The 13,237-nt window shown below is 66.7% G+C and carries 13 protein-coding genes; 5 read left to right on the forward strand and 8 right to left on the reverse strand.

Annotated elements, in window-relative coordinates; genetic code table 11:
* Positions 1 to 9 precede the first annotated feature (9 nt).
* The 4 genes from ACWIGM_RS01975 to lysM form a co-directional block, all read right to left on the reverse strand.
* On the reverse strand, positions 10 to 1,329 hold the full coding sequence (locus tag ACWIGM_RS01975) for a TRAP transporter large permease (RefSeq protein ID WP_454024249.1): 1,320 nt from the start codon (positions 1,327 to 1,329) through the stop codon (positions 10 to 12).
* Positions 1,326 to 1,832 (reverse strand): TRAP transporter small permease, encoded by a 507-nt coding sequence (locus tag ACWIGM_RS01980; protein ID WP_454024250.1) that lies wholly within the window; start codon positions 1,830 to 1,832, stop codon positions 1,326 to 1,328. Before ACWIGM_RS01980 ends, ACWIGM_RS01975 begins: the two co-directional genes overlap by 4 nt.
* A gap of 7 nt (positions 1,833 to 1,839) precedes the next feature.
* A complete protein-coding gene (locus ACWIGM_RS01985; protein ID WP_454024251.1) occupies positions 1,840 to 2,892 on the reverse strand; it encodes a TRAP transporter substrate-binding protein in 1,053 nt (350 codons plus the stop codon).
* A gap of 361 nt (positions 2,893 to 3,253) precedes the next feature.
* Entirely contained in the window at positions 3,254 to 3,697 is a 444-nt protein-coding gene (lysM, locus tag ACWIGM_RS01990) for a peptidoglycan-binding protein LysM (RefSeq protein ID WP_454024252.1), read from the reverse strand.
* A 254-nt stretch (positions 3,698 to 3,951) separates the two neighbouring features.
* On the opposite strand from lysM, the gene ACWIGM_RS01995 reads away from it, so the two are divergent.
* Both ACWIGM_RS01995 and ACWIGM_RS02000 read left to right on the forward strand, forming a co-directional pair.
* Positions 3,952 to 4,386, forward strand: a complete 435-nt coding sequence (locus ACWIGM_RS01995) for a GlcG/HbpS family heme-binding protein (protein ID WP_454024253.1) — start codon at positions 3,952 to 3,954, stop codon at positions 4,384 to 4,386.
* A 117-nt stretch (positions 4,387 to 4,503) separates the two neighbouring features.
* Positions 4,504 to 5,574 (forward strand): NAD(P)/FAD-dependent oxidoreductase, encoded by a 1,071-nt coding sequence (locus ACWIGM_RS02000; RefSeq protein ID WP_454024254.1) that lies wholly within the window; start codon positions 4,504 to 4,506, stop codon positions 5,572 to 5,574.
* Between the two features lie 236 nt (positions 5,575 to 5,810).
* On the opposite strand, the gene ACWIGM_RS02005 is transcribed toward ACWIGM_RS02000, so the two are convergent.
* Together ACWIGM_RS02005 and ACWIGM_RS02010 are read right to left on the reverse strand one after the other, a co-directional pair.
* Positions 5,811 to 8,186, reverse strand: a complete 2,376-nt coding sequence (locus ACWIGM_RS02005) for a hypothetical protein (protein WP_454024255.1) — start codon at positions 8,184 to 8,186, stop codon at positions 5,811 to 5,813.
* A 279-nt stretch (positions 8,187 to 8,465) separates the two neighbouring features.
* Positions 8,466 to 9,698 (reverse strand): urate hydroxylase PuuD, encoded by a 1,233-nt coding sequence (locus tag ACWIGM_RS02010; RefSeq protein WP_454025431.1) that lies wholly within the window; start codon positions 9,696 to 9,698, stop codon positions 8,466 to 8,468.
* Positions 9,699 to 9,864: 166 nt separating this feature from the next.
* On the opposite strand from ACWIGM_RS02010, the gene uraH reads away from it, so the two are divergent.
* Positions 9,865 to 10,218 carry a hydroxyisourate hydrolase gene (gene uraH / locus ACWIGM_RS02015; protein ID WP_454024256.1) on the forward strand — a complete coding sequence of 118 codons (354 nt, stop codon included), beginning with the start codon at positions 9,865 to 9,867 and terminating at the stop codon, positions 10,216 to 10,218.
* A gap of 68 nt (positions 10,219 to 10,286) precedes the next feature.
* Positions 10,287 to 11,711, forward strand: a complete 1,425-nt coding sequence (gene puuE / locus ACWIGM_RS02020) for an allantoinase PuuE (RefSeq protein WP_454024257.1) — start codon at positions 10,287 to 10,289, stop codon at positions 11,709 to 11,711.
* Here puuE and ACWIGM_RS02025 read toward each other — a convergent pair.
* Both ACWIGM_RS02025 and ACWIGM_RS02030 read right to left on the reverse strand, forming a co-directional pair.
* Complete coding sequence (locus ACWIGM_RS02025; protein WP_454024258.1) at positions 11,708 to 12,106, reverse strand: VOC family protein; 399 nt, start codon at positions 12,104 to 12,106, stop codon at positions 11,708 to 11,710. The two genes, puuE and ACWIGM_RS02025, sit on opposite strands and share 4 nt — an antisense overlap.
* Before the next feature lie 56 nt (positions 12,107 to 12,162).
* Positions 12,163 to 12,924, reverse strand: coding sequence for an SDR family NAD(P)-dependent oxidoreductase (locus ACWIGM_RS02030; protein ID WP_454024259.1), 762 nt, complete (start codon positions 12,922 to 12,924; stop codon positions 12,163 to 12,165).
* Between the two features lie 124 nt (positions 12,925 to 13,048).
* Here ACWIGM_RS02030 and ACWIGM_RS02035 point away from each other — a divergent pair, with 124 nt between their 5' ends.
* Entirely contained in the window at positions 13,049 to 13,231 is a 183-nt protein-coding gene (locus ACWIGM_RS02035) for a hypothetical protein (RefSeq protein ID WP_454024260.1), read from the forward strand.
* The last annotated feature ends 6 nt before the right edge of the window (positions 13,232 to 13,237 follow it).

A 13,237-nucleotide genomic window follows, 5' to 3' on the forward strand; every position in this document is an offset into this window, starting at 1 on the left:
AGATGTCGCTCAGTTCAGGAGCTTCACCAGATAGAGGCTGAGCGCCGGAAATGCCACGCAGATGCCGAGCCTGATCACGTCGGAGGCAACGAATGGCAGCACGCCACGATAGATCCGCGTCACCGGCACGTCGCGCGCCAGCGAGGCGACGACGAAGACGTTGAGCCCGATCGGCGGGCAGGTCATGCCGATGCCGACCACGATCAGCACGAGAATGCCGAACCAGATCGCGATGTCGTCGGTCGGCATGCCGAAATCCAGCGCCGTCACGATCGGGAAGAACACCGGCAAAGTCAGCAGGATCATGGCGAGCTCGTCCATCACGCCGCCGAGCACGATGTAGAACAGCAGGAGGCCGACCAGCACGGTATAGGGCGCCCAGCCGGAGGCCGCGATCATCTCCGCCGCCGCGGTCGGGACCTGCGTCAGCGCCAGGAAGGCGTTGAACACCTCGGCGCCGAGCAGGATGGCGAAGATCATCGCCGAGGTCTCGGCCGTCTGCAGGATCGCCTGCTTGACCCCGTCGAAGCCGAGCGTGCGCCGGAACAGGCCGATCGCCAGCATGATGAAGGCACCGACGGACGCGCCTTCCGTCGGGGTGAAGACGCCGCCATAGATGCCGCCGACCACGATCACCGCGACCGCCATAGCCGGGATGACGCCGAGCAGCAGCGGCCAGCGCTCGCGCCACGGCGTGCGCTCATGAGCGGGCGCCAGCGTGCCGTCGAGCCGCGACATGATCCAGATGGTGATGCAGTAGAACGTCGCCGCCATCAGGCCGGGGATCAGCGCCGCCTGGAACAGCTTGGCGATGTTCTGCTCGGTCGAGATCGCATAGACGACAAGGATGACCGAGGGCGGGATCAGGATGCCGAGCGTGCCGCCGACCGCGGTGACGCCGCAGGCGAAGCCGGGATCGTAGCGATAGCTGCGCAATTGCGGCAGCGCGGCGCGGGCGAAGGTCGCGGTGGTCGCGACCGAGGAGCCGCAGATCGCGCCGAAACCGGTGCAGGCGCCGATCATCGCCATGCCGAGCCCCCCGCGGCGATGGCCGACGAAGGCCGAGGCCGCCTTGAACAGGTCCCCCGCCAGCCCGGAGCGCTCGGCGAAGGCGCCCATCAGCACGAAGAGCGGGATCACCGAGAGCGTGTAGTTGGCGAAGATCTGGTAGGGCGTGGTGCGGATATAGTTCAGGAAGGGCTCGAGCCCGTTGAGCTGGATATAGCCGGCGCTGCCGACGACCAGCATAGCGAGGCCGATCGGCAGGCGCAGCGCCATCAGCGCCAGCATGACGGCAAAGCCGGTGATCGCGAGGGAGAAGCCGCTCATCGGGGCTGCCTCACGAGGCGGCTGGCGCTGACGAAGGCGGCGAGCGCGACGAAGCCGGCGAGCACCGCGCAAATCGCGATCGGCAGATAGGCCGGCAGCTGCAGCACCATGGTGTTCTCGCCGCTGGCGAGCGCCGAGCGCGCACCGACGCCGAGCCGCCAGGCGATCAGCGCCATGGCGAGGCCATAGACCACGTCCCAGAGCGCATCGAGCCCGTCACGCCAGCGCTGCGGCAGCTTCAGGGTGAAGGTGTCGACGAAGATGTTGCCGCGCTTCAACTGACAGAGCGGCAGGAAGCAGAAGGCGGCGACCGCGGTCGCCATCTGTACCAGCTCGAAATCGCCGGGCACGCCGGCCGCGCCGACGAGATCGCTGCGCAAGGTCACGCTGACGACGACCATCGTCGCGACCGCGATCAGCAGTGCCCCACCGATGAGCGCGACCATCTCCGCCACCGCGTCGATGCGCGATGGCGGCCTTTCTTCCCCTGCCCTGTCGGTCATTGCGGGCTCAGGCGGCGTTCTGGTGCTTGGCGAGGGCGGCGCGGGCGGCAGCGAGCAGCTTCTCGCCGTCGAGGCCCTTGTCCTTGGCGGTCTTGAGCCAGCCGTCGATCACCGGCGCCGTCGCCTTGTGCCAGCGATCCGCCTCGGCCTGCTCGATCGTGACGATGGAGTTGCCGCGCTTCTTGACCATCTCGGAGACGACGACAGCCTGCTCGTCCCAGACCTTGCCGGCCATAGCTGAGGCGGCGGCGCCCGAGTTCTTGTCGATGATCGCCTTGAGGTCGGGCGCCAGCCCCTCGTACTTGGCCTTGTTCATCGCCAGCACGAAGGTCGCGACATAGAAGGTCGGCGAGCCCGGGATCTCGGTGTGGTTCTTGACCAGTTCCTGCACCTTGATCGAGGGCACAACCTCCCAGGGCACGACGCAGCCGTCGATAACGCGCTGCGCCAGCGATTCCGGGACCTGCGGGATCGGCATGCCGATGGCGTTGGCGCCAAGCGCGCGCAGCGCCTCGCCGGCGAGCCGGGTCGGGAAGCGCAGCTTCAGACCCTTCAGGTCCTCCATCGTCTTCACCGGCTTGTTGGCGTGGATCAGCCCGTGATCATGTGCCCAGAAGCAGATCGGATGGATGTCCTTGAACTCGTCCTTGAGGTGCTCGCTGGCATAGTCGGTCAGCGCCAGCGAGTTCACCAGCGCCCGCTTGTTCGGCACGAAGGGCAGCTCGAACGCCTCGATGCCGGTGAAGCGGCCGGGCGTATTGCCGGGCAGGGTCCAGACGATGTCGACGACGCCGTCGCGCGCCTGGTCGTAGAGCTGCGGCGGAGTGCCACCGAGCTGCATCGACGGGAAGATGTCGATCTTGATCCGGCCATTCGATTCGGCGCCGACCTTGTCGGCCCAGGGCTTCAGGAACTTGGAATGTCCGTTCGCCACCGGCGGCAGGAAGTGATGCATGCGCAGAGTCACTTCCTGGGCATTGGCGCGCGTGGCGCGCAGCACGGCGGGCGCGGCCACGGCCGAGCCGGCGAGCGTCAGGAATCTGCGACGATCGAAAGTCATGAGGTCCCCTCCCCGGGATTTTTAAGTTGTTTCGTTCACCCTGCCGCGGACATCCAACGACGAAGACCGCCTAGATCATTGAACTGAAAAGTGGAATTCACTTTTCGGCACAATGCTTGGACAAAAAGGCCGGATCGTCGCCTCGCCTCCCAGCAAGCGACAATCTCCCGATCTCGTGCCCTCGAACTCCAGCGTGGAGCTCGGCACGACCAGCCCCGAATGCCCTCCAAGCAGTCTCTCGGTTATGATAGTTTCATTCGCAACTAATTTGCAAGCCCGCCGACTCCCGTTGGCGGGCTCGTCCAAATCGTAAGAGACGGATCAGCCGGTCAGGCTGTTCACCTGACCGGATCCGGCGTGATCAGGCCAGCGGCGGAATGCGCAGAACCCAGCCCGGCAGGATCAGGTCGGGGTCCTTGACCGGCGGCGTGTTGGCCTTGACGATCTCGGTATATTTCGCGCCCTTGCCCTTGCCGTAGTGCTCCTCGGCGATCTTCCAGAGCGTATCGCCCTTCTTCACCGTGTAGAACACGGCGGCGGGCGCCTCCTTGTTGACGATCAGCTCCGATTCCACCGAACCGACGCCGGCGGTATTGCCGATCGCGAGAATGATCTTCTCGGCTTCCTCGGTGCTCAGCGCCTTGCCCGAGACCTTCACCTTGTCGCCCGAGACGTCGATCTTGACGTCAGAAGGCAGGCCGTGGCCCGCCAGTTCCTTCTGCAACTGATCAGCCGTCGCCGCATTGGCCGAGCTCGACCCAAAAATCTTGGCGCCGGCTTCCTTGATGAAACTGAACAGACCCATAGCATGTTCTCCTAACGCGCTGGCCGCCCCGCCAGGATTGGCCGAACGATCGGGCTTCACGCAGCTCCACAGCCTTGGAGCATGTTCTGGTCGCAAAAGTGGCGTCACCTTGCGGAACACGCCCCGAGACGGGAAACCCATGAAGCCCACTCGGGGCGACAACTGCAAGACGAAACGTGACGTCTGCCCTTCCCTCGCGTCGCCGGCACTGGCAGAACGGAAGCTGGCGATGTCGACACTGCGAAAGGCCAGTCATGACCGCACTTACTCTTGAACAGGCCAGCATGATCATCGACGGAGCGCTGAAATATGCCCGTGAGAACGGGCTGAAGCCGCTCGCCATCGCGGTGCTCGACGCGCGCGGCGCGCAGAAATTCTTCCTCGCCCAGGATGGAACCAGCCTGAAGCGCGGCGAAATCGCGCTCGGCAAGGCTAATGGCGCGATCGCGCTCGGCGTCGGCCCGCGCACGCTCAACAAGATGGCGCTGGAGCGCCCGCACTTCATCAACGGCGTCGCGCTCTCGGTCGGCGGGCCGGTGGTGCCGGTGCCCGGCGGCGCGCTGGTGCGCGATGCCGAAGGCAACCTCATCGGCGTCGTCGGCATTTCCGGCGACACCTCCGATAATGACGAGGCCGCGGCGCTCGCCGGGATCGCCGCTGCCGGCCTCACGGCCGAAACCGGCGGCTGAGCCGCACCATCCTGGTATGCGGCACGGGCTTGCGCCATGTCGCATTGCAAGGCCGGCGGATTTCCGGCAACGGGTGCGTGACCGGCGGCCCTTGAAGCCGCATCAGGAACCACAACGATGAATATCGCCGCCGCCATCGAGGGCGAGACCGTCCAGACCGACGTTTTGATCATCGGCGCCGGCCCTTGCGGTCTGTTCGCCGTGTTCGAGCTCGGCCTGCTCGACATCAAGGCCCATCTCGTCGACATCCTGCCGAAAGTCGGCGGGCAATGCGCCGAGCTCTATCCGGAGAAGCCGATCTACGACATTCCCGGCTTCCCGCTCGTCACCGGCCAGGGACTGGTCGACAACCTTCTCGAGCAGATCAAGCCTTTCGGCGCGACCTTCCATCTCAACCAGATGATCGAGCGGGTCGAGGTGCTCGGCTCAGCCGAGGCGCCACGCTTCCGCCTGCAGACCGATGCCGGCACGGTGTTCGAGACCAAGGCGATCCTGATCGCCGCCGGCGGCGGCTCGTTCCAGCCCAAGAAGCCGCCGATCCCCGGCATCGAGGCCTATGAGGGCCGCCATGATGGCGGCGGCGTGCACTATGCCGTGCGCAAGATGGAGACCTTCCGCGACCGCGAGATCCTGATCGTCGGCGGTGGCGATTCGGCGCTCGACTGGACGCTCAACCTGCAGCCGATCGCCAAGCGGGTGACGCTGATGCACCGGCGCGACGATTTCCGTGCCGCCCCCCATTCGGTCGAGCAGATGCGCGCCCTCGTCGCCTCCGGCGCGATGGATCTGAGGCTCGGCCAGGTGATGAGCCTCAAGGGCGAAGGCAATGATCTGCAGGCCGCCATCTGCCGCGACAATGCCGGGGCCGAGTTCGAGATCGCCTGCGGGACGATGCTGCCCTTCTTCGGCCTGACGATGAAGCTCGGCCCGATCGCCGATTGGGGCCTGAACCTTCATGAGAACCTGATCCCGGTCGACACCGAGAAGTTCGAGACCAATGTGCCCGGCATCTTCGCCGTCGGCGACATCAACACCTATCCGGGCAAGCTGAAGCTGATCCTGTCGGGCTTCCACGAGGCGGCGCTCGCCGCCCAGAAGGTTCACCGCTACGTCTATCCGGAGAAGCGGCTGACCTTCCAGTACACGACGTCGTCGACTGCGCTGCAGAAGAAGCTCGGCGTGGCTTGAGGCTCGCGCCGTCCCCTCTCCCCTTGCGGGAGAGGGCTAGGGTGAGGGGTCTCGCGACGCCTCATCGTCATGCTCGGGCTTGTCCCGACCATCCACGTCTTCTTTCGGGCAATGCGGTGTTCAAGACGTGGATGCTCGCCACAAGGGCGAGCATGACGGGTAGACCTTTGCGACCCCTCATCCGGCCCTTCGGGCCACCTTCTCCCGCAAGGGGAGAAGGGAGGTCGCGCCTGCCCCTACCGCAGCACCGACATCGCCGACGAGGGCGGCAGCATGTCGTGCGCGGCCATGTCGTGCGCCGGGCGCGCGACCGGCTCTGGCGGCACCGGCTGGATCCGCGTCGCCGGCGAGCCGGACGGGCCGCTATGCGTCGGCGCCTCGGCGACCACGCCCTCTTCCTCCGGCGGCGTCACGCGGTCGCGCAATTCGGCGATCGCGCCATCGAGCGGGTGGAAGCTGAAGCGGATCTTGTGCGTGCCGGCCGGAACCTGCACGGCCCTGAACAGAACGTTGGCCTTGAGGATCTCGGCCTCCTGGCCGTCGAGCTCGGCCCGCCACCAGGGATGCCAGATGTCGTTCAGCACGACGAAGCCGGGCTGCGCGGTCGTGACCTCGATCTCGACCACCGTGTTGCGGTAGCGCTTGAGCTTGACCTCGGCATTGGCCGCGACCGGCCCTTCCGGCACGCCGGGCTCCGGCTCCTGCTCGAGCAGGACGACGCGCTGGGGGTCGGCTTCCGGCCACTTACCGGCCGACTTCATCCCCTCGAAATCGGCGAGCTGCCAGCCGCCGACGAACATCACGCGCGGCAGCGCCCGCGGGTTCTCGTAGATGTAGCCGTCCTTGGTATAGGCGACGAGCTTGAGGTCGCCGTCGCGCAAGGTGCGGTCGACCTGGCCGATCGGCACCCGCGTCGCGATGTAGCGCAGGCCGAGGAAGTCGGCGAGGCGGCAGCGATAGGACGGGAACAGCGGCGTGAACACCCGCTCGCTCGGCGCCGCGATCGAATCGCGCGTGCCGACCGCATCCGAGAAATCGGCGAGTCGCAGCGGGTTATAGCCCAGCGTATGATCGAAGCCGTGGATCATGCCGGCATTGGGCCATTCGAAACCCATGCCGAGCAGCTCGACCCGGTCGCGCCGCGGCGACTCCGGCGGCTGCACGGTGAGCTTCTTCAGCACGGCGACGGTCTCGTTCTTGGTCTCCGGCCGCAGCACGTCGTAGACCTCCGGCGCCAGCGCCGTGGCTTCGTTCGGGCCGTTATTGGCGGCAAGGTCGGCCGCGACGACGCCGGTGACGATCAGGCTCGCAGCGAGCGGCGCCGCGGCGCCGCGCCAGCGCGTCAGCACGACGAGAAGCAGGAGCGCGCTCGTGAACCAGGCTGCGGCCGTGGCACTCGGGAGCCAGGCCTGGCCAAGGTGCCCGGCCTGGCGCGCCACCAGCAGGGCAAGACCGATCAGGAGGGCAATCGCGCCGGCCCCGAATCCGAGATCGCGCCAGATCGCAGCCGGCTTCTCTTCGCTGAGGATACGATGCAGCAGATAGCCCGCAAGCACGGCGCCGAGCCCACCGATGAGGAAGGTCGCATCGGCCGGCCGCCGGAACACCTTGACGCCCGGCAGATAGTCATAGGCCAAATGGAAGAAGGGCGTGTAGCGGCCGAGCGCGAACAGCACCATCAACACGAACAGGATGGTGAAGGGCCGGATCGCCTTGTCCCAGAGCCAGCCGCGCGTCAGCCCGGGCACGATCAGCAGCAGGAATGGCAGCGCACCGAGATAGACCTGCCCCATGTTCTTGGAGAGGAAGAGCTCCTTGGCGTTCCAGTCCGGGCTGTAGGGGCCCCAGAACTCGGTCGCTGGATCGCGCACGCCGAACAGGTCGCCGACGAAGGCGGTCAATAGCGAGGCCGGGTGCAGCGAGCCCCTGCCGGCTTCGACGAGATCGATCGCCGGCCGTGTCGTCGCTTCGGCGAAGAGCCAGGTCCAGAGCAGCGGTACGGCGATCGTGACGATGCCGGCGAAGCAGGCAGCGGCGATCGGCGCGAGACTTTCGCGCAAACCCGTCCAGCCTTCGGAGAGCCAGTAGGCCACCACCATGCCGATCAGGATATAGGCGCCGAGCAGCGCGACCTGGTCGGGCTCGAGCACCATCATGCCAGCGGCGAAGCCGGCGAGCAGTCCATAGCGGAGCGAGGCGCGCTGCAGCATTCGCGCCGTCAGCCAGAAGGAAAGCCCGAAGAAGGCGAAGCTCGCGATCTGGCCGACATGCTGGACGCGCCAGGCGGCCGAGGCGCCGAAGGCGAAGACCAGCGCCGCCAGCAGCGCACCGGCCGGATGCCAGTTGCGGTCGCGGAAGAACATCAGCATGGCGAGGCCGCCGACCAGCAGATGCGCCAGCACATAGGCATCGACTGCGCGGAAGCTCGGCGACGGGTTGAACAGCGCCAGCAGGATCGCCGGCGAGAAGATCAGCGATTGCGGGTCGGCGACCTGGGGCGAGCCGGCGAAGACGTTATGCGTCCAGAACGGCGACTGGCCGGAGTGCAGCGCCTGCGCCAGGAACTGGATCTGCGCCTGGAAATGCGCCTTGGCGTCGAACGGAATTGTCACCGCCCCCGACAGCCAGGGCCAGCACAGCGCCACCCAGGCGCAACAGAACAGTGTGGCCGCCAGCCAGTAGCTGGAGCCCGATCTCCAAACCGCTTTCAACTGGACCCCCAAGGCCCCTGGCGCTCCCGGCCGCGTATGATCACGCGCCGATCACGCCGATGTGATCACGGTCGACGATGAAGGTTCCGAGGTGAACCAAAACTGAATGAAACTGAACGCTGTGGATCAGGCGCCTGGCTGTGGCTTCGCAGCGTCACCATGTCGCGCCGAAGCGCGGCCTCAGCGCTTCTGCGCCACCCAGGCGGCGAGCACGCGCCGCTCGTCCGCGGTCATGCCGGAGAGGTTGTTCGGCGGCATGGCATGGGTCAGCACCGCCTGCACGCCGATGGCGCGGCGCTGGCGGGCGATCAGCTCGGGTTCGTGCAGATAGACGCCCTTCGGTGCGATGCCGATGCCAGGCCAGGACGGCTCCGGCGCATGGCACATGGCGCAGCGCCCGGTGACGATGTTCGCGACCTCCGGCGAAGGCGCGACGAGACCGGCGAGCATCACGGGCTTCGCTGATTCGAGCGGCTTCAGGCCGAGCCGCTCGCGCCCGCCGGGCGAGGACGCCATCGCCACCCAGAAGGCGAGCCAGAGCGCGAGAGCCGCCACCGCCCAGGTCCACCAGGGCGACTTCGCGTGATCGGCATGGCGGACATTGTAGAAGTGCCGGATCAGCGCGCCGGCGACGATGATCAGCGCCACCAGAGCCGGGATCACCGCCGAATTGGCGTATGTCACCGGGTAATGGTTCGCCAGCATCAGGAACAGCACCGGCAAGGTGATGTAGTTGTTGTGCAGCGAGCGCTGCTTGGCCTGCTTGCCGTATTTCGGATCGGGTACCTCGCCGGCGACCATCGCCGCGATGGTCTTGCGCTGGCCCGGCATGATCACGAAGAAGACGTTGGCCGACATGATCGTCGCCATCAGCGCGCCGGTATGGATCAGCGCGCCGCGCCCGGAGAAGACCGAGGCGAAGGCCCAGCTCGCGGCGACCACATAGCCGAAGCCGAGCAGGCCGAGCACGACGTCGTTCTTGCCGAGCGGCGACTTGCAGAGCAGGTCATAAAACAGCCAGCCGCCGGCCAATGCCGCGATGCCGATCGCGCCCGCAGCGAAGGGCGAGAGCGCCATCACCGCCGGATCGATCAGGTAGAGCTCCGACTGGGCGTAATAGACCCAGACCAGCAGGAAGAAGCCGGAGATCCAGGTCCAGTAGGCCTGCCATTTGTGCCAGGTCAGCTCCTTCGGCAGCACCTCCGGCGCGACCAGATATTTGCGCATCGCATAGAAGCCGCCGCCATGGACCTGCCAGGCGAGGAACTGCGTCGGCTGGCCGGATTCGGTCTTCGGCGCATCGGGTGCGGCCCTGAGCGAGGCATCGAGATGGATGAAGAAGAAGGACGAGCCGATCCAGGCGATCGCCGCGATCACATGCAGCCAGCGCAGGAGCTGGCTGCCCCACTCCATCAGATAGGCCTCAAGCACCCGTAGGCTCCATGAAGAGCCGCGTGCTCGCGAATTGACAGGGCGGAATCCGGGAGGGAACTTGCATCGGATTCCAGACTAGGTTCGCAGCCTTGGAAGGCAAGCGGCATTCAGCTCGGCGAACACAGCAAACGGGAAAGGATCAGGCATGGGGCGTCTGTCGACGCATGTGCTCGACACGGTCAACGGCAGGCCGGCTGCCGGCGTCGCGATCGCGCTCGACGCGCTGCTGCCCGACGGCAGCCGCAGCCGGATCGCCGACGTGGTGACCAACGCCGATGGCCGCACCGATGCGCCCCTGCTCAGCGGCAGGCTGCTGGTCGGCAACTATGAACTGACCTTCGCGATCGGCGACTATTTCCGCCATCTCGGAACGAAGCTGCCCGAGCCCGCCTTCCTCGACCTCGTCCCGATCCGCTTCGCCATCGCAGAGCCGGACGGGCACTATCACGTACCCCTCCTCGCCTCGCCCTGGAGCTACTCGACCTATCGCGGCAGCTGAAAACGGATCTGTCGCCAACGGCTTATCAGCCGCGCTTGAATCACGCTCGCATGGACTTGAATCGATCGATGAACGCCTCCCCCTACCCGCGCGACCTCGTCGGCTATGGCCGCAACCCGCCGCATCCACACTGGCCGGGCGAGGCCCGTATCGCCGTGCAGTTCGTGGTGAATTACGAGGAAGGCGGCGAGAACAACATCCTGCATGGCGACGCCGCCTCGGAGGCCTTCCTTTCCGAGATCGTCGGCGCCGCGCCCTGGCCCGGCCAGCGCCACATGAACATGGAATCGATCTACGAATACGGCTCGCGCGCCGGCTATTGGCGGCTCTGGCGCATGTTCACGCAGCGCAACCTGCCGGTCACGGTCTTCGCCGTCGCCTCGGCGCTGCAGCGCTATCCCGAGATCGTCTCGTCGATGCAGGAGGCTGGCTGGGAGATCGCGACCCACGGCCTGAAATGGATCGACTACCGCGACGCCCCGGCTGAGCTCGAGCGCGAGCACATCGCCGAGGCGATCCGTATCCAGAGCGAGCTCGCCGGCGAGCGTCCGCTCGGCTGCTATCAGGGCCGCACCTCGGTCAACACCATTCCGCTCACGATGGAAGAAGGCGGCTTCCTCTACACCGCCGACGTCTATGCCGACGAACTGCCCTATTGGCTGAAGGGGCCGCACGGCCCGCAGCTTGCCGTGCCCTATACGCTCGACGCCAACGACATGCGCTTTGCGACGCCGCAGGGCTTCAACAGCGGCGACCAGTTCTTCGCCTATCTCAAGGATTCGTTCGACACGCTTTATGCCGAGGGCGAGACCGCCCCGAAGATGATGTCGGTCGGCCTGCATTGCCGCCTCATTGGCCGGCCCGGCCGCGCTGCCGCGCTCGCCCGCTTCCTCGACTATGTCCAGAGCCATGACAGGGTCTGGGTCGCGACCCGGCTCGACATCGCCCGCCATTGGGTGAAAACGCATCCGCCCGAGGGCGGCTATCGCCCCTCGCGGCTGCCGCAGGCGCTGTTCACCGAGGTCTATGGCCGCGTCTGGGAGCACTCGCCCTGGATTGCCGGGGAGGCCCATGCCGTGGGGCTCTCGGCGGCGCAGGACAGCGCTGAAGGCCTGCACGCCGCGATGGTCGCGGTCATGCGCAAGGCCCCGCGCGCGCGGCAGAAGGCCCTGCTCGACGCCCATCCCGACCTCGCCGGCAAGATCGCCGCGGCCGGCGAGCTGACGCCGGAATCCGCCAACGAGCAGGGCTCGGCCGGGCTCGATCATCTCACCAGCGACGAGCGCGCCCGCTTCACCGCGCTGAACGAAGCCTACAAGGCCCGTTTCGGCATTCCCTTCATCCTCGCGGTCAAAGGGCTGACCAAGGCCGATATCCTCGCCTCGTTCGAAGAACGATTGAAGAGCACGCCGGAGCAGGAATTCGCGACCGCGCTCGCTGAGGTCGAGAAGATCGCGCTGATCAGGCTGCGCGATCTCCTGCCGGCCCCCTAAAGCACGTTCGTCTTCGTCCGCCCTGCCGGATCGACCATGCGCGCCAGCCACCAACTCGTCCCGGCCGGGTCCTTGACCCCGCCGCGGCGATCGCCGTCGCCCTTCTCTTCCGCCGCCTGGATCAGCGTGCCGCCGGCGGCCAGCGCCTTCTCGATCAGCGCGTCGGGATCGGCGACATAGACATGGACATGACATTCCGGCCCGCCCGGGGTCTGCCCCAACATCACGATCGAATCGTCGATCCTGAACTCGGCATGCATGATCCCGCCATCCTCGCGCCGGGCGATGAAGCTGGGATCAACTCCGAACACCGCCTTGGCGAAGGCGAGCGCCTGTTCGGCATCGGCGACGAGGAGATAGGGCGAGACGGCGTTGTGCCCTTTAGGCTTGTGCATGGCGTCCTCCTGATGTCGCAAAGCCAACGTGGCGAAGCGCCGGCCGTTCCGGCCGCCTACAGCCCGCTGACCAGATGCCCGCCATCGACCGCGACCACCGCCCCGGTCATGTAGCGCCCGGCATCCGAGCAGAGCAGCAGCAGCGGCCCGTCAAGATCGTCGAGTTCGCCGGCCCGGCGCATCGGGATGCGCTTCTTCAGCGCCTCGCCGGCATCGCTGGCGAAGAACTCGCGATTGATGTCGGTGACGATATAGCCCGGCGCCAGCGCATTGACCCTGATCGCATGTCTTGCCCATTCCAGCGCCAGCGCCTTAGTCATCTGGATCAGCCCCGCCTTGGAGATCGCATAGGGCGCGACCCGTCCTGCGACACGCTCGCCCAGGATCGAGGCGATGTTGACGATCGCCCCGCCGCCATCCTGTTCGGCCATGACCTTCGCCGCCGCCTGCGCCGCGAAGAAACAGCCCTTCAGATTGACGTCGAGCTGGCTGTCCCATTGCGCCTCGCTGACCGAAAGCGCCGCTTCCGTCTCGCCGACGCCGGCATTGTTGACGAGCACATCGAGTCCACCGAGCAGCTTGGCAGCCTCGGCGACGCCTGCCTCGATCGCCGCGACCGCACTCACATCGAGCGCGAGCGGCACGACCCTGCCGGGCAGCCCCTCACACTCGCGGGCCAATTCCTGAAGCCGCTCGGTCCGCCGCGCCGCGGCGGCGACCAGAGCGCCCTTGCCCGCGAGCAGCCGGGCGAAATGCGCGCCGAGCCCTGAGGAGGCGCCCGTCACCAGAACCCGCTTGCCCTTGAGATCGTCGAACATCCGGTGCGCCTCCCTGCCGGCGGGAGGGGACAATGCCACGCGGCAGCGGTCAACCTCGCCGCATCGGAACCCCGCCCCCCGCCCGGGCGTTCCCTGCCGAGGACCATTCGGACGGGGGATACCCATGTTTCGCATTCTCTTGGTGATCGCGGTCATCGCGATCGGCTGCGACGCCATCGTCCATCAGGGGGCGTATACGCGCGACCTCTGGTACAAGGCGGTCGGCGCGACCGAGCGCGTCGTCGATCAGGCCAAGCGCGTCGGCGAGCGCACGCCGGACGAACAGCCGCGCTCGCAGATGAATTGATCGGCG

Source organism: Allobosea sp. NPDC055332 (genome assembly GCF_053645455.1).